Here is a 21,614-nt window from a genome sequence, read left to right as displayed (position 1 = left end):
GAATCAGATGCCCGTCCGGCCGCGCCGGGCGGGCATCGTCGTCTCGGCGGCCAGGCGCAGCAGCTCGTCGACGGTCCACTGGTCGTAGGCGTGCCGGCCATACTTCTTGGCCACCGTGCGGCCGTCCGGGGCGATCAGAAAATCCGCGGGCAGTCCGAGGCGGCCCTTGGCCTGATGGGCGGCCGGGCCCTTCTCGCGACCGCGGAGCACGGCGATCGTGCCGCGGGTGACGGCGCGCAGCAGCGGGCCGTAGACCCGCGGGTGGAGCAGCGCCCGCCGGGAGGCGCCGACCCCGAACTCCGCATACAGCAGCTTCTCCGGATCGGCGATGACGGCGACCGGAAGGTCGTATTCCACCAGCTCGGACGCCGGCGAGTGGAAGACGACCACCTCGCGGACACCGGCCGCCTCGATCTCGTCGTGCCGGCGGACGATCTCGCGCAGATGCAGGTTGCAGATCGGGCAGCCGGCGAACCGCCGGAACTGCAGGTGGACGAGATGGTCGGGGTCGGGGATCGGCACGGTGGTGCCGTCCACCGCGGTCAGGTCGCGCACGGTAGCTGCCCTTCGTAGGCGTACAGCGTACGTTTAATAGCGTAGGCGTATCGCGTACGCTGTCAAGCCGTGCCTCGTCCCCGCTCGCTGCAACCGGACCGCCTCGCCGCGGCCGCCGTCGCGATCATCGATCGCGATGGGCTGGCCGGCCTGACCATGCGCTCCGCCGCCGCCGAACTCGGCATGAGCACGATGGCCCTCTATCGATATGTCGCCGACCGCGACGAGCTCGAGCTGCTGGTCTGCGAGTGGGTGCTACGCGATCTCGACACCACCGTGCCGGACGATCCGGTCTGGACCGAGAAGATCAAAACCCTTTGCCATCGCGTACGGGCATCGCTCGCCGCCCACCAGCGGGTGGTGCCGTTGCTGATCGCGAACCGCCAGCGGTGCCGCGCCGTGCTGCGCTGGACCGAGACGGTGCTCACCGTGCTCACCCAGGCCGGATTCGACGACGCCGACCGGGTGGTGGCGCTGCGCGGACTCGTCGCCTACCTGAACGGCGCGCTCCTGCAGGAGAGTCTCGGCTCGCTGGGCGGCCCGGGCACGCTGGTCATGGCGGCCCTCCCGGCCGCCGACTTCCCGCTGCTGCGCGACACCGCCCGCCGCGCCGTCACCGTCTCGCTCGACGACGAGTTCGACGGCGGGCTGGCCATCGTCCTGCGCGGCCTGGCCGCGATGGTCAGCTGATCCGGTCGGGAACCCGGCGGCCCAGCGTCACGTTCACCGCGACCAGCACGACCAGGACGACGGCCAGCAGCTCCAGCGAGGCATGGGTGAGCGGGGTGAGCAGCGCCAGCACCACGGCGACCGGGAAGGCCAGCAGCATCGGACCGCTCTGGTGCGGGCGGATGTGCAACAACCAGACGAAGAACAAATAGACCGCGACGGGTACGGCGATCGCGTAGCCGGTGAGGGTCGAGGAGATCTCGGCGTGGTGGGTGGCGTGGTCGACCGCGACACCCAGACCGGCACCGACCGCGGCCGCCGCGGCGAAGATGAAGTAGTGGCCGTAACCCCACAGGAACGACGTACGCAGCGTCGTGACCAGGGCGTGCGCCGAGCGGTCGAAGTAGAGCCACCACAGCGCGAAGACGATCACCAGGCCCGCCACGGCCAGCCGGAGCAGCACCTGGTTGTAGTCGCTGCCCTCGTCGAAGGCGCCGCGGAAGGCGACCGTCGCGGACGCGATCGACTCGCCGAGCACGATGATCGTGAACAGTCCGTAGCGCTCGCTGATGTGGTGCGGGTGGTAGGTGGTGGGGCCGCCGCTGGCCCGCTCGGCCCAGATCGGCACCGCGAGGTCGGCCAGCGCGAGCACCACGAAGACCGGCACGATCGGCCAGGACTCCGGCGTCCACAGGCGCAGGACCCAGAACAGCTGCACCACCGTGACGCCGATCGCGTAGCGCAGGGCGACGTTGCGGCGCTCCGGGTCGGAACGGGACGCGCGCAGCCACTGCGCCACCAGGGCCAGCCGCATGATCACGTACCCGATGGTGATGATCCGGAAGTCGGCGTCCTCGAACGCCGGGCCGACGCCGGCCGCCAGCACCAGGCACCCGGCGATCTGCACGAACGTGGTGAGGCGGTAGACGTCGTCGTCGGTGTCGTAGGCCGAGGCGAACCAGGTGAAGTTCATCCACGCCCACCAGATGGCGAAGAAGACCATCAGATAGCCGCGCAGGCCGGACAGCACGTGGTGCTCGGCGATGCTGTGGTGCAGCGGCGCGGCCGCCTGCGCCACGGCGACCACGAAACAGAGGTCGAAGAACAGCTCGAGCGGGGTGGAGACGCGGTGCGGCTCGTCGGTGCTGCGGGCCCGCATCGGGATCAGCCAGTTGCGGGTCGGGGCGGTCATTCGCCAACTCCCTCGAGCAGGTCCCAGTTGAGCAGCGTGAACGACGTCTCGTCGGTCGCGCCGGCCCGGCGGTAGGTGGCCAGGGCGGCCTCGTTGTCGATCTCGGTGCCGACCCACATGCCGTAGCAGCCGTTCGCCCGGGCGATGCCGGCCAGCTCGGTCACCAGGCGGGTGCCGACCCCCTGCAGGCGCGCCACCGGGGCGACCCCGAGCTCGTAGATGAACATCTCGGTGCCCTTGTCCGGGTGGGTCATCTCGACTCCCGAGATCATGCCGACGGCGCGACCGCTCTCGTCGTACGCGAAAAGCAGATGGTGGCCCGGCGCCGCGAGAAATCGCTCGGTCGCCGCCGGTATCGGCGGCGCATCGAAGAGGTCCGCCGCGGCCAGGACCGGGGCGGCGTCCTTGATCCGTTCGACCCGCATGCGGCCACCCTAGGTGCAGTTGGTCACGACCCGGTCATGGCCTGGGCGATGGCCAGCGTGTCCTGATATTCGCGCCAGTGCGTGATCTGGTCGCCGGTGGCGCGGATCACCGCGATCAGCGGGCTGGAGCGACGCTCGCCGGTGGCCGACATGGTGCCGTCGAGGTGGTACTCCGCCACGATCACCTCCGGGTCGGCGGTCTCGTGGACGACGTCGATCACCATGGCGTCGACCCGGAACGGCAGGGCGGCCCGGGCCGTGCCGGCCATCGCGGCGAACGCCGCCCGGCCCTCGATCCGGCGGGGACCGCCGGCCGCGAACGGCCACTCGATCACCACATCGTCGGCCAGGTGATCGGTACGGACCTCGCCGCTCGTGATCGCCCGCTCGAAGACCTCACGCGTGTTCATCGCGCACCTCCGATAAAGTGAGTCATGACTCAGGTAAATTATGAGTCGCGACTCATCTTGTCAACGGGAGTGTCCATGTCGCCACGGGCTGACGCCGTCCGCAACCGCGCCAAGATCCTCGAGGTCGCCGCCCGGGTCTTCGCCGAACAGGGCGCCTCGGCCTCCACCGAGCAGGTAGCCGCCGAGGCCGGCGTCGCGATCGGCACGGTCTTCCGGCACTTCCCGACCAAGGCCGACCTGCTCGCCGCGATCATGAAGGACACCCTGGCCGGCCTGGCCGCGCGGGTGGCCGCTCCGGACGCGACCCTGTTCGGCGTCTTCACCGACCTGGTCGCATCGGCCGCCGCCCGGCGCTCGGTCATCGACCTGCTGCCACACCTCGAGGTCGCCGAGTCGATCGCCCAGTTCCACGCGGTCGTCGCCGGGCTGCTCACCCGCGCCCGGGAAGCCGGCGAGGTGCGCCCCGAAATCGGACCGGACGAGGTGATGGCGTTGCTCGTCGCGGTCTGCCAGGGTGCGTTGCGGGGCGGATGGTCGCCGTCGTTGCAGCGGGACACCCTCGCCATCGTCTTCGCGGGCCTGCGCCCCGCCGGAACCGTCGTACCCGGGTCGTAGCATGACGGCCGAGGGGTGAGGGGGCAGCGTGACCGATACCGATGGCTTCGTGCTCGGGGTTGACCTGGGCACATCGCACACGGTGGCGATGCTGCGCCATCCCGACGGGCGCACCCGGCCTCTACTCTTCGACGGTCAGCCGCTCCTGCCCTCCGCGGTCTATCTGGACACCACCGGCCGGCTGCACGTCGGCACCGACGCGCTGCGGCTCGGGCACGCCGACCCGGCCCGGCTCGAGCCCAACCCGAAACGCCACGTCGACGACGGCACCGTGCTGCTCGGCTCCGACCAGAGCATTCCGGTCGCCGACCTCTTCGCGGCCCTGCTCGGCGCCGTCGCCCGGGAAGCCGTGGCCACCACCGGGTTCCTGCCGCCGGCCATCCTGACCTTCCCGGCCGCCTGGGGCGCCCGCCGCCGGGCGGTGCTCGGCGAGGCGCTCACCCGGGCCGGCTGGCCGGCCGAGACCCGGCTGGTGCCTGAGCCGGTCGCGGCCGCGCGCTACTTCGCCGAGGTGCTGCGCCGGCCGGTCCCGGCCGGTTCCTCACTCGCCGTCTTCGACCTCGGCGGCGGCACGCTCGACGTGGCCGTGGTGCGCGCCGACCAGGGCAGCTTCGTGGTGACCGCCTCGGGCGGGGCCGACGACCTGGGCGGGCTCGACATCGACGCGGCACTCGTCGACCACCTCGGCAAATCCCTGGCCGGGGGCGAGCCGGCCGCGTGGCAGCGGCTCACCGAGCCGACCACGCTGGCCGAGTGGCGGGCCCGCCGCCGGTTCTGGGACGACGTGCGCGGCGCCAAGGAGATGCTGTCCCGCAGCTCGTTCGCGCCGGTGCCGGTGCCCGGCGTGGAGCACGCGGTGCACCTCACCCGCGACGAGCTGGAGGCGGCGGCCGACCCACTGGTGCGACGCGGAGTGTCCGAGGCGGCCGAGGTGATCGCGGCGGCCGGCCTGAAACCGGCCGACCTGGCGGGATTGTTCCTGGTCGGCGGCTCGTCCCGGATCCCGCTGGTGGCCCGCCTGCTGCACAGCGAACTGGGCATCGCCCCCACCGTCCTCGAGCAGCCCGAGCTGCCGGTCGCCGAGGGCGCGATCATCGCCGCCGCCCAGGCCACCCCAGCACCCACACCCGCACAGCCCAGGCCGGGCACGGCTGAGGCCGCGGCAGGCGGATCCGCGGGCGCTCAAGCAGAGCCGGTGAAGTTTGCGGCCGGGCTGGCTACCTCGGCCACTCCGACGCCGACGCCGGCCACTCGGCAGGACTCGCCGCCGCCGATCACCGACACGCGCGCCGAGCCGGCCGCGCCCACCTCGGCGCCCCCGCAGTCCGGGCCCCCGCAGTCCGGGCCGCCTACGCAGGCCGCGCCGCCCGAGGAGGAGACCGACGAGCGGCTGCGGGCCGCGCCCGTCGACCCCTGGGCCACCGGTGAGGCGGCCGCCCTGCCGACCGCGGCCGACCCGATCGTCGGGCCCTCGACGCCCGCGCCGACGCCGTCCTCGCCGCCCTACGTCGCGGCGCCCACCTCGCCGGGCTATCCGCCGCACCACAACCAGCAGCACCACAACCCGCAGCCGCAGAGCCCGGCCTGGCCCGGGACCGCGGCGTCGCAACCCCGCACGCCGCCCGGCGCCGGGCCGGCGGGCGCGACCAAGCCGGAAGCCGGCGCCCGAACCACGGGACGCCGGCGTAGGGCGTACATCTTCATTGCCTCGGCCGTGACCGTCGTCCTTGCCGCCGGTGCCGTCCTGGCCTGGGTTTTCTGGCCCGAGTATCGGGCCCTCGACTATCACCCGCTCAGTGAGCCGCGGGTGATCACGCCGCTCGTGCCGGTCACCTCCGACTGGTCCGATGCGGAGATTTACCGCGACCGGGCCTATTTCGCCAGCTCCGACTCCACGAGCAACGGCGCGGTGGGCGTGGTGGCAATCCGGTTGAACGCGACAAAGCCCACCTGGACCAGCCGGGAAGCCGGCACCGCGACCCGCTGGAAATCGATGGTGCCGCTGCCCGTCGGGGTGGCGCTGTTCACCGATCTGGACTCGGCGAACGACTATCGGCGACGGCTGGTCGTCCTCGGTGCCGACCACGGCAACCTGCTCTGGCAGCGCACCCTCGAACAGGAAGACGAAGTGTTCTTCGCCGGGGACTCCGCGGTGATCGCCGACCGGGCCGGCAAGCGGCTGATCGGGGTCAAACTCACCGACGGCAGCCAGCGCTGGTCCCAGGCCGACCCGGTGAGCACCCTGACCACCGACACCAAGGTGCTCACCGTGACCACGCCGAAGGATCTCGGCGGGCCGGCCACCGTGTTCGGCCGCCCTTACGAGCCCGACCTCGCCGACGACCCGCGGATCGTGCAGATCGGTGCCGACAAGTCGGCCCGGGTGATCGACGCGAACACCGGGAAGATCCTGACCTCCCGGCAGAACGTGGCCGAACCGAAGGACGAGGTGGTCGCGCACAACGGCCGGCTCATCGTGCTGCAGCCCGACGACCAGCGAATTCTCTCCTACCGGCTGGACAAACTGGGCGAACCGAAGGTGGTCTACACGACCCAGGCGGCCGACAGCGAGATGAAGGACGTCACACCCTGCGGCGACGACCGGGTCTGCTTCGACGAGGAGATCTCGTACGACGCGAAGACCACCACCGTCGTCGCGCTGGACGTGGCCGCCGAGGACGACACCGTGGTCTGGCGGTACAAGCTGGCCAACGTCGACACGATCATCCCGGTCGGCGAGGCCGTCCTGGTCACCACCACGGTGCCCGAGACCACGCTGATCGACGGCACCGGCAAGCGGATCTGGACGCACACCGGGGAAGCGGCCCGGCTCGACGGCGGCAACCTGCTCGAGTTCTCCAAGGCGCTGAGCCTCTCGCCCAGCGACCCGGCGCTCGCCGGCCGGCACCTCGGCGATCAGGCGGTGCCGCTCGGCTCGCTCAACGCCATCCGCTCCGACACCTGCGCCTGGAACACGTCGATGCTGGCCTGCGTGGCCGACGAGAACTTCGTGCTGCAGCAGTTCGCGGGATAGCAAAAACCGGGCGGCCCCGTCAGGGACCGCCCGGTTTCCAGAGCTGCGTCAGATGCGGACGCCGGTCTCCGCGTTGAACACGTGGAGGCTGTTGGTCTGCGGCTTGACGTAGACGGTGTCGCCCATGTTGGGCATGTGCCGCCGGTCGGTGCGGACCGTGAAGCGCTCCGAACCACCCTCGAGCTCGGCGTGGCCGTAGACGTTGGCGTCCGAACCGAGGTCCTCGACCAGGTCGACGACGATCGGGAAGCCACCCTCGGTCTCCGAGACCAGGTCAGCCGCCTCCGGGCGGAAGCCGATGGTCACCTTGCCGCCACCGCTCTGCGCGCCCGCCACCTGCTCGCGGGACAGCGGAACGGCCAGCGAACCGAAGTGGCCGCCGGCCTCGGTCAGCGGAACGGTCTTGATGTTCATGGCCGGGGAGCCCATGAAGCCGGCCACGAAGACGTTGCCGGGGGTGTCGTAGAGCGCCCGCGGGGTGTCCACCTGCTGAAGCACGCCGTCCAGCATGACCGCGACCCGGTGACCCATGGTCATGGCCTCGACCTGGTCGTGGGTGACGTAGACGGTGGTGACGCCCAGCTTGGCCTGCAGCGTGGCGATCTGCGAACGGGTCTGGACCCGGAGCTTGGCGTCAAGGTTCGACAGCGGCTCGTCCATGAGGAACACCTGCGGCTCACGCACGATGGCGCGGCCCATGGCGACACGCTGACGCTGGCCACCGGAGAGGGCCTTCGGCTTGCGCGAAAGGTACTCCTCCAGCTGCAGGAGCGCGGCGGCCTCCTTGACCCGGCGGTCGATCTCGGCCTTGCTGGTCTTGCGCAGCTTCAGCGCGAACGCCATGTTCTCGTACACCGACATGTGCGGGTACAGCGCGTAGTTCTGGAACACCATCGCGATGTCACGCGACTTCGGCGGGAGGTTCGTGACGTCCTTGCCCTCGATGAGGATGCGACCCTTGTCGACGTCCTCGAGGCCGGCGAGCATGCGCAGGCTCGTGGACTTACCGCAACCGGAGGGGCCGACCAGGACGAGGAACTCCCCGTCGCCGATCTCGAGGTTGAGCTCGTTCACCGCGGGGCGCTCAGAGCCCGGGTAGATACGAGAGGCCTTGTCATAGGTGACCGTAGCCATGGTGAAACCAACTTCCTTTCCACCGGCAGGAACGTGCCGGACGATCCGAGTGGAAACAGCTGTGTAAACGTAAACCGTTTTACGTGACCTGCCAAGGCGGCCACCAGGATTCAGGACGTTATGCTTCCCGCACACGCCCCTGTAGCTCAGATGGCCAGAGCACCCGTCTTGTAAACGGGAGGTCGTCGGTTCGATCCCGACCGGGGGCTCAAACGGATCCTGACCTGCGGAAACTCTCGCCCGTAAACTCAAGCCGCTGCGCGCCCAGCCCCCTGTCTCCAGCCCTGGTGCGTGCTCCATGCGTTCGCATACGACCAGGTCAGGGGCCATCAGGAGCGCGAAACAACAGCGCCCCACCGGTAAACGGGTGGCCATCGGTTCGACCTTCGGCCGCGAACTCCGCGCTCAGAACGTTTGCGCTGGTAAGCGCATGATTTCTAGGCCAGCCATCGCTACTTGCCGAGGCGACGGTCGGCGAGGGTAGGGATCTTGGCTGGAACTTCGGCTCGAGCCTTCACGATGACCGCGATTGCGGCTGGCGCCTGATCTGTCGGCCATGGCTTTGGCGAACCTGCAGCAGCTGTCGACCGGCGAGCAAGAAGTCGCCGTGCTTGGCCGTCGCCTCGCCGCGACGGTGCGGGCGCGTGATCGGTCAGACCGCTGGGTCGTCCCAGAAGACAACGACTCCGCCCTGAAACGTTGGCCGTTTGCCAGGCGGCCCCGAGCCGGGCCCGGCGGGCATCCCAGGTTGACAGCGTCAACCTGGGCACTCCGGTTGAGTCGACGGGTGAGGAAGATCGACGCCGAGGCCGGCGGCCGGCTGCTGCCCAGGACTGGCTGGGCCGCAGCCGGCACGGGTCTGTAGATCCTGGTCCGTCTTCGGTCGGACAGGCCGATGAACGTCTCAGCCGGCCGACGCTGTGACGGCCGGGCTGGAGTAGCGGTCCAGGGTCAGGTTGAGCTGGACGCCGATTCCGGTCGTTGACGGGTACTGCCAGGCATGGCCGTCCTGGCCCTGGGCGACGATGACGAACGCGCCACCGGCCGTTGCGGTGATGGCGGGGCTGGTGCCGGGGACGATGCCGAGTCCGACACTGGCGACGGCGCCGGCCGGGGAGACGGTGGCCAGCAGGTAGTCGCTGGTTCCGTACGCAATCTCGGTCTTTCCGTCGGAAAGCGTGGTGATCGCCGGGTTTCCGTTCGGGTCCATGGTCCGCTTGAGGTCGGTGCCGCCGGTGATCGGGTCGTACGTCCACAGGCCGTCGTGCGAGTCCCGGAACGCCACCTTGAACCCGCCGGGCAGATACCGGGTCACCGCCGGGGTGGCGGTGTGGTCCATGCCCAGGCCGCTGCTCGTGACGGCACCCGACGAGGTGACGGTGACCAGCAGATGCTCGGCCGACTGGTAGGCGATCACCCAGCCGCCCAGCGCATTCACGCTGATCGCCGGGCTGCTGCCGTCGTCGGCGAGGAGGCCGGCGCCGGGGCCGACCGGGCCGCCGGTGCCGTTGGCGGAGCGGGTCCACAGGCGGCCGTTGTTGGCGATGAACGCGATCGTCCAGGATCCGTCCGGCAAAACCGCGATGCTCGGGCTGGTCCCGGCCGCCATACCGAGCCCCAGACCGCTCACCGCGCCGGTCGGCGAGACGAACGCGAGGTTGTTGTCCGGCGCCTGAAAGGCCGTGACGAATCCACCGGTGGGCAGGGCCGCGACCGCCGGGGTGGAGTTGGCCGCCATCTGCTGGGTGAGCTGCTCGGTCACGCCGGAAACCGAGCTGACCGCCAAGCCGTGCCCGGCCGACTGGAAGCGGGCGGCCACGGTCGGGGTGTCCATCAGCTGGAGTTGCGGCAGGACGGCGCGAGCGATCGGGGCGCCCTTGCTCATCGCCTCCAGGACCTGCGTGTCCGTGCCGGACCAGTCCAGCTGCGGGGCGCCGTCGGCCACCACCGGGGTTTTGCCGACAACGAGCGGCTCCTTGAACGGGATCTTGTAGATGCGGCTGGGATCGGTCCGGACGGTGCCGTCGTAACCCCGGGAGCCCGCGTACCACTTACCCATGGTGCTGTATTCGGTGTAGCCGTCTCCCCACCACAGGACGTACTCGTGCTTCGGGGTGATCCGTGCGAGGTACTGCTGGTTGGCGATGATCAGGCTCTGGCGCAGTGCGCCGGTGCTCAGTCCGGCGTGGGCGCGGGCGATCAGCGCGATCGGGCCGATCGCATTGAGCGCCGTCCCCATGACGTCCGCCGCCGCCAGCTCGGACACGCCGCTGATCCCGGCCTTGGCATCGGTCACGCACTTGGTTGCGTTCAGGGCGAACTGCTGGGACACGTCCGGGCTGTACTTGTCGAGGTCGTCGAGGTTGATCACCGCGTCCTCGGTGCAGGACTTGACCTGACCGGCCGCGAGCCGGCCGACCTCGGCGAGGACCTCGGTCCGGACCTGTTCTATCTGGGCGGTGATCTGCTCCAGCGCGTCGGCGACCGAGACCTCGTTGCCCAGCAGCTTGTTGTAGATGTTGTAGGCCGTCGAGAGGTAGCCGCCGTACGCCGACAGGGTGTCGCCCACGCCGGCTCGCGCGGGCACGAGGCCCACGCCGATCAGCACCGCCGCCACCACCGGGACGACCGCACTGAGCAGCCGCCTCTTTCTTGTCACCGGCATCGCTGTGATTCCTCCTGAGAGTTCGCGTGTTTCCGGTGGCCAGCGAAACACCGCGAACGACGCGAACCCTGAGTAGTCGCTACTCAATCGGTGCGGCCTGAACCGGATGAGTAGTGATTACTCATGGGCGCCGGCCGTTCCGCCCACAGACTCGGATCTCGAACGGAGAGCGAGTTGACTGGACAGAACCCGGGAGGCCGGCCGGATACGGCGGAGTGCCCCCTGACGCGTGCGAAGTTGTTCGACCGGGCCGGCACCACCGAGGCCCCGATGATCGGCCTGCTGTCCCCGGAGCAGGTACCGCTGGTCGGCCGGGAGAGTGAGCTCTCCCGGCTGGTCCGGCTCCTCGGCCAGGGCGGCTACTACGCCGGTGCACTGCTGGCCGGGGCGGGCGGGGTGGGACGTACCCGGCTGGCTCGCGAGGTTCTCGAGGCGCTGGCCGCGACCCATCGCGTGGTGGACGCCGGGACCTCGATGCCGGAGGCGATCCGCCGGCTGCGGCAGCCAGATCCGGGCCGGCGTACCCCGGTCGTCTTCGTCGACGACGCCCACCTGCTGGATCCGGCGTCGGTGAGCCTGCTCCTGGAGGTCGCCCGCCACCGTCATGCCCGGGTGCTGGTCACGGTGGACACCGCCGTGCCGGTCCCGGCCGGGGTGACCGCGCTGTGGAAGGACGACCACCTGCACCGGGTCGAGCTCCGGCCGCTCGACCCGGTGGCCACCCGGCGGCTGGCCTGCTCGATGGTCAGCGAGCGGCTCGCGCACAGCTCCGCCGTGCGGCTGGCCCGGCTCTCCGCCGGCAACCCCGCGTTGCTGCGCGAGTTGGCCCGGGCCGCCGTCGAACAGGATGGGCTGGCCGGTTCGGCCGGCGGTTGGAAGCTCGCCGAGCGGGTGCCGCTGTCGGTGCCGCTCGGCGAGCTAATCCGCGGCCGGGTGGACCGCCAGGATCCCGCCTCGCGTTCCGTCCTGGAGCTGGTGGCCCTGGTGGAACCCGCCCCGCTGGGCCTGCTGGAGGTGGCCTTCACGACCGAGCTGCTGCAACGGCTGGAAGAGGAGGGCCTCATCGAGGTCGGGCCGGCGGATGCGGTGGGTGTCTCGCATCCGCTGGTCGGCCATCTGATCCGGCGCACCCTTCCGCCGTTGCGCCGCCGTGCTCATCTGCGCGCCTGGCTGGATCGGTATCCCGCGGACGGCGACCTTCGCCGGATCATCGGGTGGCGACTGGAGACCGGGGAGCCGGTCGCCGAGGCCGACCTTTTGCGGGCGGCGGATGAGGCGGCCGCCGCGCACGACCTGCGGGCCGCCGTTCGCTTCACCGCGGTGGCCTGGCAGGCGTTTCCCAACCTGAGTACCGCTGTGGCGTACATCCTGTCGCTGGTCTCGACCGCCGACCTGGCGGCGGCCGACGAGGCGCTGACCGCGGCCGAGGCAGCGTTTCCGCAGGCGGCCGAGCTGGGCGTGGTACGGGCCCGGATCGCCCTGCTCCGCGGCGACGAAGACCCCTCCGGCCCGGACAGCGGCCTGCTCGGGCTGATGGCGGCGTTCTTCCGGAACGAGTTCGCCCCGGTCGTCGCGCTGGCCGAGCCGATGCTGGCGGATGAGAACGGTGCGGATTTCGCCGAGGCGGCCGCGTTCGGTACCGCGGCCCTGCTGCGGATGGGCCGGCCCGAGGACGCCCTCGCGCTCTGCGATCGCGCCCTGCCCGCCGCGTCCCGGGCGAGCGTGACCGCGTTGCATGCCGACTGGCTGCCGCAGCTGCGGGCCGCCGCGCTGCAGGATCTTGGCCGCCTGGTGGACGCGGTCGACCTGCTCGAACACGCTTACGAACGGGCGATCGGCGAGGGCTGGATGCGGCTCGAGGAGCAGCTCGGGTACGCGCTCGGCGTGGCCCTGCTGGAACGTGGCCGGCCCCGGCGGGCGCTGGAACTGTTCCGGTTTCACACCGACGACCAGTTCGGGTGGCCCCGGTGGCACGGGCAGGTCGCGATCCGGGCGACCATCGCACTGGCCAACCTCGGCCGGGCCGGCGACGTCGCCGCCGGCTCGGCGCCGGCCCACCCGGCCGGAGCTCTGGCCAGGGCCTGGCCGGCCTTCCTGGCCGGCGACCGCCGTCAAGCCCGCGAGGTGCTCACGGCAGCGGCCGGCCGGGCGCGGGCCGCGGGCGCCGGAAAAGACCTCGCGATGCTCATGCACGAAATGGCGCGGATGGGCATGGCTGATCCGTCCCTGGCCGACGGCGCACCGCAGCCGCAGGGAATGTATCTGCGCGCCAAAATGGAGTACGCGCGAGCGTTGGCGGCCGGCGACATCCCGCGGCTGCGACAGGTCGCCGCCGATTTCGCCGGGGCCGGCGCGGATCTCTTCGCGGCCGAGGCATACGCGGAGCTGAGCCGCCTCAACCGGGCCGCCGGCCGGGTCCGGGCCGCCACTGCCGCCGCGTCCCAGGCGCGTGAGCTGGCCGGTCGCTGCCCGGGGGCGATCACCCCGGCCCTTCTGCTGCTCGAGAGCACGCGTCCGCTGAGCCTGCGGGAACGCGAGATCGTGCTGCTGGTCGCGCAGGGCCTCAGCGATCGGGAGATCGCCGATCGGCTCACCCTTTCCGCGCGCACGGTCGGCAATCACCTTTATCGCATTTATCGAAAAATGGGCGTGCTGAATCGGCGTGCATTGCAACGCGTCGCCGGTTCCTGAGCACGCTCTCTTCTCAAGAAGGGCATTCCGTGAAATTGTTCGTGAGCATGGCCGGCCTTGTCGTGGCCGGAACCCTCGTCGTGGCCGGGCCCGCCCAGGCCGGCCCGGCGCCCGGTGGCGCGGCCAACCCGGTGCTGGGCACCAACCCCAGCATCGCGGTGGCCTCCTCCGGTGCGTGGCGGATCGCGTTCCAGGCCAACGACGGCAAGCTGTGGACCCGGTCGTCGACGGGTGCGGCCGGCCAGGCCGGCACCGGTCACCTGGTCGCGCCGCACACCAGCCCGAGCATCGTCGCGCTGCCGAACGGCGCGTTCCAGGTCGCCTACCAGACCGCCGACGCGGTGCTCGGCCTGGTCGCGGCGGACGGCACGGTCTCCGGGCTGGGCCTGGGGATGGCAGCCGGCACCAGCCCGAGCATGGCCGCGAACGCGGCCGGAGACTGGACGATCGCGTTCGTCGCCAACGACGGCAAGCTGTGGACCCGGACGTCGGCGGGCACGGCCGGTCCGGTCGGCGCCGGCCACCCGGTCGCGGCCGGGACCAGCCCGAGCGCGGTCGCGCTGCCGGACGGCGGGTTCGAGATCGCCTACCAGACCGCCGACGGGCTGCTCGGGACGGTCGCGCCCAGCGGCGCGGTGACCGGCCTCGGCCTCGGCATGGCCGCCGGAACCAGCCCAAGCATCGCCGCCCGGGCTGGCGGGTGGCAGATCGGGTTCCAGGCCAACGACGGCACACTCTGGACCCGGACGTCGGCGGGGGCCGCGAGCCGGGCGACCGGCGCCGCGCGCACGATGATGCCGGGCAGCGCGCCCAGTGTCATCGCCGACCCGGCCGGCGGCTACCGCATCCTTTACCAGACCAGCGATGGCTTGCTCGGCCAGGTGACGCCGGACGGCACGGCCACCGGGCTGGGCCTGGGCGTGCTCGGCGGCACCAGCCCGAGTGCCGCGGCCGGCGCCGGCGGATGGCAGGTCGCATTCCAGGCGAACAACGGCAAGCTGTGGTTCCGCTCCGCCGAGGGCACCGCCACCGACCTGGGGCTGGGCATGACCACGTTCTTCGGCATCACGTCGGGCGCCCAGCTCGAGCAGTTCCTCCAGGGCATCGCGACGCCCCGAGCAGTCGTGCTGGTCGCCGGCGGTGTCGAGCTAGATCTGAGCGGCCTGGAATCGTTGCCGATCGCCGCGGGGGTGCTGCTCGCCGGCGACCGGTCGGTGAACCCGCGCGGCCCGCGGCTACGCACCACGACCTTCCCGCGCCGGCTGTTCGAGATCGGCACGGAGAGCGGGGCCACTGCCGACGACGTCCGGATCAGCGGCCTGCGCTTCGACGGTGGTGCGTCCTCCGACCCGTACGCCTCGGTCGGCACCACCGACGCGGACGGCGTGACGGTGTGGTCGAGCACCGGTGTAGAGATCGACCACAGTGAGTTCAGCCGGTGGCGCGGCTCCGCGATCAACGTCCACGACGGACTCGGCCGGATCAACCGCGGCAACGCCGGCACCGTGCACGTCCACGACAACTACCTGCACGACAACCAGCACCCGACCGTCGACTCGTGGGATCCCACCGCGTCCGGGCACGGCGCCGGGTACGGCGTGACGCTGGCCGACGGCGCGTACGCCCTGATCGAACGCAACGTGTTCAGCGACAACCGGCACTCGATCACCGGTGACGGCAAGGTTGGCACCGGCTATCTCGCGTACCGGAACCTGCTGCTGCACGCCGGGATCGACAGCCGCAAGCTCGGCTACGTCCACTACAACCACCTGATCGACATGCACGGCCGCAACGATTGTGGTGCCGCGCACTACAACTGCGGCCCGGCCGGGGAGTACGCCGACATCCAGTACAACGCGGTGGCCGACACCGACGGCACCTCGATCATGCTGCGCGGCACCCCCACCGACCAGATGAACGTCGAGCACAACGTCTTCCGGCACACCATCGAGTTCGCCACCGCGGTCACCGACGGCGCACTCGATCAGACCGAGACCGGCCTGCACGCCGGCCTCGGCAACACCTTCGGCACCAGCGCGTTCGACGAGCGTAAATCCTGCGACTTCGACGCCGACGGCACCGCCGACCCGTTCATGGCCACCGGCGTGACCTGGTGGTACGCGTCCAGCGCGCAGGGCGGCCGCTGGGTGTACCTCGACCAGTCCGCGGCCCGGGTGGCCGCTGTCCAACTCGGCGACGTCAACGGCGACGGGCGCTGCGACGTGGTCGCCGGCGGCTCCGTCTTCGTCAACCAGCGCTGACCCCGATCCGTCCATCGAGGAGACGACAACCATGACGATGTCCCGTAGAAAAGCCCTCAAAACCTTCGGCGCGGGTACGGCGGCGGCCGTGGCCGGCCCGGCTCTGATCGCCCTGGCATCCCAGGCGGACGCGGCCGCCCAGCCCATACCGAACCCCACCGGCGTCGGTGCGGCCGGCACGACGCTCGCCAAGACGGTGCTGCCCGACGCGCCGAACGCACTCGGCTACCGCAAGCTGAAGGCCGGGCCGGGCGAGCCGCACGTGCTGAACAACCCCGGCAAATTTCCGGTGACCACTCCGGCCACCGTGCTCGCGGCGTTCGGGCACATGAGCGACCTGCACATCGTCGATGACCAGTCACCGCTGCGGGTCGAGTTCGTCGACCACCTGGCCGACCCCGGCGAGGACCCGTGGCCGACCGGCTCGGCATACCGGCCGCACGAGTTCCTCTCCACCCAGGTCGTCGACGCGATGGCCCGGGCGCTGCGCAAGATCGGCCGAGGGCCGGTGACCAGGCTGCCGCTCGGCTTCACCGCCGTCACCGGCGACGCGGTCGACAACGCCCAGTACAACGAGACCCGCTGGTACATCGACCTGCTCGACGGCGGCCGCTACATCGTCCCGAACTCCGGCAACCCGGCTCTGGAGCAGAGCGTGTCCGGCGGATTCGGCCTGTTCCCGGCGGGCGAGAAGTTCTTCTGGCACCCGGAGAAGGCCAAGACCGGGGACGTCCATCCCGGTCTCGGCTTCGGCGATCGGCCCGGCCTGCTTGCCGCGGCCCGCAAGCAATTCACCTCGACCGGGCTCGGGATGCCGTGGTACGCCGTCTACGGCAACCATGACGCCCTGATCCAGGGAAACGTTCCGGTCGACTTCGACATCCTGTTCCTGCACTCGCTCAAGTGGGTGGCGGTCAACGACTGGAAGCTGTTCAAGACGTTTCCGAAGGTCCCGGACGGCATACTCGACTGGTGGGATGTCGTCGAGGACGGGGTCGACGCCATCACGGTGACGCCCGATCCGTACCGTCGCCTGCTCTTCCGCGAACAGTTCGTCGCTGAGCACCTCGCCACGGCCGGCTTCCCCCTCGGGCACGGCTTCGCCGGATCGGGCAAGAAGGCGTACTACGCCGTCCCGCACGGACCGAACGACATCGTCCGGTACATCGTCCTGGACACCACCAGCGAGGACTCGGCCGACGGCCGCGTGGACGACGTCCAATTCAAGTGGCTGACGCAGCAGCTCATCGCGAACAGCTCCCGCTACATGAATCCGGAATTCGAACTGGTCGTCCAGCCGAAGGTCCAGGACAAGCTCTTTGTGATCTTCTGCCACCACACGATCCTGACGATGAGCAACGACAGCGACGGCAATCACGGCGCGGCCGACGTCCTGGACCTGCTGCGCCGGTTCCCCAACGTGATCCTGATGGCCAATGGCCACACCCACCGCAACGAGGTCAAGGCGCACCTGCGGGAGGTCGGCACGAAGGTCAACGCGCTGGTCGGCGACGGCGGGTTCTGGGAGGTCAGCGCCGCGTCGCACATCGACTGGCCGGCGCAGAGCCGGACCATCGAGATCGCCGAGGGGGGCGGCACCCTCTCGATCTTCACCACCGTGGTGGACATCGATGCTCCGCTCAACGGAGACGCCGGCAACGGCACCCCGGCGTTACTCGCCGCCACCGCCCGCGAGCTGGCCGTCAACGATCCGCAGGAGCGGCTCGACGAGGACGGCAACCCGAATGACATGACGGTCGGGCGGCGCGGCGCCAACTCAGCTCAGCGCAACAGCCAGCTGCTGCTGAAGACGCCGTTCCCGCTGCCGAAGTCGGTCGTCGTCGAGGGGCCGGGCGTGCTGCAGGACGGTGCCACCGGCAACATGTGCATCGTCTCCGGCGGCTCGGTGAGCAGCCTCGGCCTCGGCATGGCCGCCGGCACCAGCCCGAGCATCGCCATGAACGCGACCGGCGAATGGCAGGCCACGTTCCAGGCCAACAACGGCAAGCTCTGGTACCGGTCACCCAGCGGGCAGGGCGGCCAGCTGGGCGGCATCGCCGGCATCGTCGTCGCCCCCTCGACCAGCCCGAGCATCGCCGCCCTACCGGCCGGCGGATTCGTCATCGCCTACCAGGCGGCGAACACCGGCGGTCTGTGCTTCGTCAGCCCGTCCTGGATGAACACCAGCCTAGGCCTCGGCATGAAGGCCGGCACCAGCCCGTCCATCGCACCGCTCGCCAACGGCGACAACTGCGTGATCGCCATGCAGGCCAACGACGGCACCCTGTGGATCGCCACCCTGGCCGGCGGCGGCGTGCCGACCGGTCTGGCGATGCCGGCCGGTGCGAGCCCCACCGTCGGATCGGCGCCGAACGGCGGGTACGTCGTGGCGTTCCAGGGCGCCGACGGGAACCTGCGCTGGCTGAATCCGGCCGGCGACCTGGTCGAGCCGGGCATCGCGATGCGCGCCGGAACCAACCCGAGCGTGGCGTTCAACGCGGCCGGCGACTACCGCATCGCGTTCCAGCACCAGAGCGGTGTCCTGGCAACGGTCGGCCCGACCGGTTCAATGGTCACCACCGGGCAGCCGATGGCGTCGGCCGCGAGCCCGGGCATCGCGGTCACCGCCGCCGGATTCGACGTGCTGTTCCAGCACAGCGACGGGAAACTGCGGCGGCTCACCGCGAGCGGTCAGGTGATCGCGACGGGCGCGGCGGTCGCGACGGGCGCCACCCCGTCGTTGTCGGCGGCATTGGCGCTCACCCTGCCGCCGCCGGTCGCGAAGAAGACCTACAACGTTCCCGACCTGATCGGGATGACCCCGGACCAAGCCGGTGCCGCCCTCAAGGCGATCGGGCTGCGGGTGGGGGTCATCTCGCACATCGCCAAGTGCATCGAGGCGCCGGGCACCATCGTCGCGCCGCAGCACCCCGATGCGGGGCCGCACGAGCTGCTGCCGGACTCACCGGTGCACTTCACGGTGGAGACCGGGGAGGGCTGTGTCATCACCAAGTGAATTTGTTCAACCGGCATCGGGCCTGCGGTTCCGGCGCGATGACCGGCGCCGGGCGCTGCCGGCCTGGCCACGTTGAAGAGTTCAGTGATCCGCCGCACCCTGGCGGCGTCCGCCGGCCGACTCTGCCGCGCTGCTCGCGCCGGTAGGGTCGGCCGGCGGAGGTCCCATGTACAGATGGAACGACGACCGGGAATGGCCGCTGGTCGGCCGGGACGACGAGCTCGAGGCCTGCGCCGGCCTGCTCTCCGGCGTACGCCCCGGCCTGGTGTTTCGCGGCCCGCTCGGCGCCGGCAAGTCCCGGCTGGCGGCGGAGTGCCTGTCCCGGGCGGCCGCGGCCGGGTTCCGGACCACCCGGGTCACCTGCTCCGAGGCGGCCCAGACGGTGCCGTTCGGCGCGATCGCCCACCTCCTGCCGCCGGACGTCGGCCTGGCCGACCCGGTCACCGCGTTTCACCGGGTCGCCGACACCTTCGCCGTCCGGGCCGGCGAACCGGGTCGGGTCCTCATGATCGACGACTTGCACCTGATGGACGGTGCGTCGGCCGTCCTCCTGCGGCAGCTGGCCGACACCGGGGTGGCCCGTTACGTCGCCACGTTGCGCGGCGGGGCGCCGGCCTGTGCCGCTACCAGCGCGCTGTGCGGCAGCGACGCGGTCCGGCATGTGGATCTCCAGCCGCTGACCCGCGACGACGTCGCCGAACTCCTGCATCGGGTTCTCGGCGGGCCGGCCGGGCAGCGAACCGTGCACGAGTTCTTCACCGCCTCCGGCGGGAACGCGTTGTTCCTGCACGAGCTGGTGGTCAACGCGCTGCGCCGGCAGATGTTCCGGTCGGACGGGCGGATGTGGGAGGTGTCCGAGTACGAGCTGTGCGGCACCGCGCGGCTGCGCGACATCGTCCGCCGGCTGCTGGCGTCGGCGAACCGCCCGCTTGTCGAAATGGTCGCCCTCTGCGCGCCGGTGTCGCTGGCCGATGCCGAACACGTCGCGCCGCTGCCGGAGCTGATCGACGTGGAAGCCGCCGGCCTGCTGCGGGTGGACCGGGACGGCCGGCGGACCATGCTTTCCTTCGCCCATCCGCTGTACGCCGAGACCGCCCGCGCCGACATACCGGTACTGCGGCATCGGGCGGTCCTGCTGGAGGCGGTCGCCCAGATCGAGTCGTACGGCGGCCGCCGTCGCGAGGACGCCCTGCGTATCGCCAGCTACCGGCTGGCTGCCACCGGCACCGCCGACCCGGCACTGTTGCGGCGTGCCGCCACCATCGCCCGGCAGGCACACGACTACCCGCACGCCATCCGGCTGCTCCGCGCGGTTCCGGAAGCCGGGCGTACCCTCACCGACACCCTTTTGGTCGCCGACTCACTGGTCCAGATGGGATCGGCGGAGCTGGCCGAGGAGGCCCTCACCACCGCCTCCGCCCAGGCCGCCACCGATGAGGACCGGGTTCGGGTCACCCTCATCCGCACCCGTGATCTCTTCTGGCGCGGCCACTCGGCGGCCGGGGCCCTGGAGCTCAGCCGCCGAACCCAGGCCGGCCTGGCCAGCGAGGACCTGCGCGCGGTGCTCGACCTGAACGAGGGCGGCCTGCAGTTCGCGCTCGGCAACGCGGCGGAGGCCGTACGCCTGCTCGATGTCGGTGACCCCGGCTCGATCGACCCGGCGGGCATGCCGTTGTGGTTGCTGGCCGCCGGCCCGACGCCGGATGCCCTGGTCGCCGTCGGCCGGACCGCGGACGCGGTCGAGTGGGCCCGGCGTGCGTACGAGGCCAATTTGCGCAACGCCGACCATGCTCTCCTGCCGCACGCGGCCACACATCTGACCTCACTCGGGTCGGCCCAGGCGGAGGCGGGTGACCTGGTGGCGGCCCGGGAGGCACTGCGCCGGGCGTTCACCGAACTGCTCGACGCCGGCGCCGGCCTGCCCCGAGCATGGGCGGCGATCGCGCTGGGCCGCACCGAACTGCTGGCCGGCCAGCTCGGCGCGGCCCAGCAGTGGTACCGCGAGGCGGCCAGCCTCACCCGCGGACTCGGCTACCGGCGGGCGTACGCCATAGCGACGGCGGGCCTGGCCGCAGTGGCCGGCCAGCAGGGCAAGGCGCTGCCCGATGCGACGGCCGAGGTTTGGCCGGTGGATGTCGACGGTCGCGTGGGCCGGGCCTGGACTCTGGCCGCGTCTGGTGCCCTGACCGAGGCGCGCGCCCTGCTGACCCGGGCGGTCACGGTGGCGCGGGAGTTCGGCGCGGTCACCGACGAGCTGTACCTGCTGACCGAGATCGCCCGGCTGGGTGGCGCGGCCGACGTCTCGGCCCGGGCCGAGACGCTGGCCGCGGCCTGTGATGGCCGGTTGGCCGCCGCGCGCGTCGCGTTCATCACCGCGCTGGCGGCAAACGACCCGCACCGGCTGCTCGACGCGGCCGCGTTGCTACGCGAGACGGGTGCGGAACTGGTCGCGGCGGAATCGGCCAACTGCGCGGCGCTGGCGTTCGCGGCGGACGGCGAGGCCCGCCGCGCGGCTGCGGCAACCGCACTCGCCCGGCACGACGGCGCCGCGACCCCGCTGCTGGCCGTGCGCGACACAATCGTCCCGCTGACCGGCCGGGAACGTGAGATCGCGTTGCGGGCGGCGTCCGGCGCCTCCAGCCGGGACATCGCCCGCAGCCTGACCCTGTCGGTGCGCACCGTCGACAATCACCTCACCCGCGCTTACACGAAGCTGGGCGTCGCCGGCCGCCGCGAGCTGGCTCAGGCGATGAACGTTTCTCAGTGAGCCGAATCGTTGCTGCCCAGGTGCTGGGTGATGAAGTCGCGCCAGCGGGCGACGGCCGACGGTCTGTTCTCCGCGTGGTGGCCGGGCATCGCGATCAGTTCCTTCTCCGCTGAGCCGATGGCATCGAACACCGGGAACTGGCCGTTGCGGGGGAAGACCTCGTCATCCCACGGGACGTGG

General features: G+C 71.1%; 14 protein-coding genes and 1 tRNA gene. 8 read left to right on the top strand and 7 right to left on the bottom strand.

Annotated elements, in window-relative coordinates:
* Window positions 1-3: 3 nt before the first annotated feature.
* Window positions 4-555, bottom strand: coding sequence for a peroxiredoxin-like family protein (locus Ato02nite_RS26505; protein WP_213009339.1), 552 nt, complete (start codon window positions 553-555; stop codon window positions 4-6).
* A gap of 69 nt (window positions 556-624) precedes the next feature.
* Here Ato02nite_RS26505 and Ato02nite_RS26500 point away from each other — a divergent pair, with 69 nt between their 5' ends.
* A complete protein-coding gene (locus Ato02nite_RS26500; protein ID WP_246607435.1) occupies window positions 625-1,245 on the top strand; it encodes a TetR/AcrR family transcriptional regulator C-terminal domain-containing protein in 621 nt (206 codons plus the stop codon).
* Here Ato02nite_RS26500 and Ato02nite_RS26495 read toward each other — a convergent pair.
* Genes Ato02nite_RS26495 through Ato02nite_RS26485 form a run of 3 tightly spaced genes read right to left on the bottom strand, consistent with a single transcriptional unit; the run spans window position 1,238 to window position 3,251 of the window.
* Window positions 1,238-2,416 (bottom strand): low temperature requirement protein A, encoded by a 1,179-nt coding sequence (locus Ato02nite_RS26495; protein WP_213009338.1) that lies wholly within the window; start codon window positions 2,414-2,416, stop codon window positions 1,238-1,240. The genes Ato02nite_RS26500 and Ato02nite_RS26495 overlap by 8 nt on opposite strands.
* Window positions 2,413-2,841: a GNAT family N-acetyltransferase gene (locus tag Ato02nite_RS26490; protein WP_213009337.1), complete on the bottom strand. Its 429-nt coding sequence runs from the start codon at window positions 2,839-2,841 to the stop codon at window positions 2,413-2,415. The genes Ato02nite_RS26495 and Ato02nite_RS26490 overlap by 4 nt, the downstream gene beginning before the upstream one ends.
* A 23-nt stretch (window positions 2,842-2,864) precedes the next feature.
* Window positions 2,865-3,251, bottom strand: a complete 387-nt coding sequence (locus Ato02nite_RS26485; RefSeq protein WP_213009336.1) for a nuclear transport factor 2 family protein — start codon at window positions 3,249-3,251, stop codon at window positions 2,865-2,867.
* Between the two features lie 75 nt (window positions 3,252-3,326).
* Between Ato02nite_RS26485 and Ato02nite_RS26480 the strand changes: the two genes are divergently transcribed.
* Together Ato02nite_RS26480 and Ato02nite_RS26475 are read left to right on the top strand one after the other, a co-directional pair.
* Window positions 3,327-3,866 carry an SbtR family transcriptional regulator gene (locus Ato02nite_RS26480; RefSeq protein WP_213009335.1) on the top strand — a complete coding sequence of 180 codons (540 nt, stop codon included), beginning with the start codon at window positions 3,327-3,329 and terminating at the stop codon, window positions 3,864-3,866.
* A gap of 28 nt (window positions 3,867-3,894) precedes the next feature.
* The gene (locus Ato02nite_RS26475) at window positions 3,895-6,900 is read left to right on the top strand and encodes an Hsp70 family protein (protein WP_213009334.1); all 3,006 of its coding nucleotides are present in this window, start codon (window positions 3,895-3,897) and stop codon (window positions 6,898-6,900) included.
* Between the two features lie 48 nt (window positions 6,901-6,948).
* On the opposite strand, the gene Ato02nite_RS26470 is transcribed toward Ato02nite_RS26475, so the two are convergent.
* The gene (locus Ato02nite_RS26470; RefSeq protein WP_213009333.1) at window positions 6,949-8,034 is read right to left on the bottom strand and encodes an ABC transporter ATP-binding protein; all 1,086 of its coding nucleotides are present in this window, start codon (window positions 8,032-8,034) and stop codon (window positions 6,949-6,951) included.
* A 135-nt stretch (window positions 8,035-8,169) separates the two neighbouring features.
* Here Ato02nite_RS26470 and Ato02nite_RS26465 point away from each other — a divergent pair.
* Window positions 8,170-8,243: transfer RNA gene (locus tag Ato02nite_RS26465), tRNA-Thr, on the top strand.
* Between the two features lie 695 nt (window positions 8,244-8,938).
* On the opposite strand, the gene Ato02nite_RS26460 is transcribed toward Ato02nite_RS26465, so the two are convergent.
* Window positions 8,939-10,693, bottom strand: a complete 1,755-nt coding sequence (locus tag Ato02nite_RS26460) for a PLL family lectin (RefSeq protein ID WP_213009332.1) — start codon at window positions 10,691-10,693, stop codon at window positions 8,939-8,941.
* A gap of 243 nt (window positions 10,694-10,936) precedes the next feature.
* Between Ato02nite_RS26460 and Ato02nite_RS26455 the strand changes: the two genes are divergently transcribed.
* From Ato02nite_RS26455 to Ato02nite_RS26440, 4 genes are all read left to right on the top strand, one after another.
* Window positions 10,937-13,390, top strand: a complete 2,454-nt coding sequence (locus Ato02nite_RS26455; protein ID WP_213009331.1) for a helix-turn-helix transcriptional regulator — start codon at window positions 10,937-10,939, stop codon at window positions 13,388-13,390.
* A 29-nt stretch (window positions 13,391-13,419) separates the two neighbouring features.
* The gene (locus tag Ato02nite_RS26450; protein ID WP_213009330.1) at window positions 13,420-15,651 is read left to right on the top strand and encodes a hypothetical protein; all 2,232 of its coding nucleotides are present in this window, start codon (window positions 13,420-13,422) and stop codon (window positions 15,649-15,651) included.
* A gap of 31 nt (window positions 15,652-15,682) precedes the next feature.
* The gene (locus Ato02nite_RS26445) at window positions 15,683-18,667 is read left to right on the top strand and encodes a TIGR03767 family metallophosphoesterase (protein ID WP_213009329.1); all 2,985 of its coding nucleotides are present in this window, start codon (window positions 15,683-15,685) and stop codon (window positions 18,665-18,667) included.
* Between the two features lie 166 nt (window positions 18,668-18,833).
* Window positions 18,834-21,434: a LuxR C-terminal-related transcriptional regulator gene (locus Ato02nite_RS26440; RefSeq protein ID WP_213009328.1), complete on the top strand. Its 2,601-nt coding sequence runs from the start codon at window positions 18,834-18,836 to the stop codon at window positions 21,432-21,434.
* On the opposite strand, the gene Ato02nite_RS26435 is transcribed toward Ato02nite_RS26440, so the two are convergent.
* Window positions 21,428-21,565: a hypothetical protein gene (locus tag Ato02nite_RS26435; RefSeq protein WP_213009327.1), complete on the bottom strand. Its 138-nt coding sequence runs from the start codon at window positions 21,563-21,565 to the stop codon at window positions 21,428-21,430. The genes Ato02nite_RS26440 and Ato02nite_RS26435 overlap by 7 nt on opposite strands.
* Window positions 21,566-21,614: the final 49 nt, after the last annotated feature.

The sequence above is a fragment of the Paractinoplanes toevensis genome (assembly GCF_018332695.1).
Lineage (GTDB): Bacteria > Actinomycetota > Actinomycetes > Mycobacteriales > Micromonosporaceae > Actinoplanes > Actinoplanes toevensis.
This window is presented reverse-complemented; position numbering and strand designations above follow the sequence as displayed.

Coding starts and splice junctions, on each gene's coding strand:
- Ato02nite_RS26490 (WP_213009337.1), bottom strand. CDS start 2,841: ATGCGGGTCGAACGGATCAAGGACGCCGCCCCGGTCCTGGCCGCGGCG.
- Ato02nite_RS26445 (WP_213009329.1), top strand. CDS start 15,683: ATGACGATGTCCCGTAGAAAAGCCCTCAAAACCTTCGGCGCGGGTACG.
- Ato02nite_RS26440 (WP_213009328.1), top strand. CDS start 18,834: ATGTACAGATGGAACGACGACCGGGAATGGCCGCTGGTCGGCCGGGAC.
- Ato02nite_RS26470 (WP_213009333.1), bottom strand. CDS start 8,034: ATGGCTACGGTCACCTATGACAAGGCCTCTCGTATCTACCCGGGCTCT.
- Ato02nite_RS26485 (WP_213009336.1), bottom strand. CDS start 3,251: ATGAACACGCGTGAGGTCTTCGAGCGGGCGATCACGAGCGGCGAGGTC.
- Ato02nite_RS26480 (WP_213009335.1), top strand. CDS start 3,327: ATGTCGCCACGGGCTGACGCCGTCCGCAACCGCGCCAAGATCCTCGAG.
- Ato02nite_RS26495 (WP_213009338.1), bottom strand. CDS start 2,416: ATGACCGCCCCGACCCGCAACTGGCTGATCCCGATGCGGGCCCGCAGC.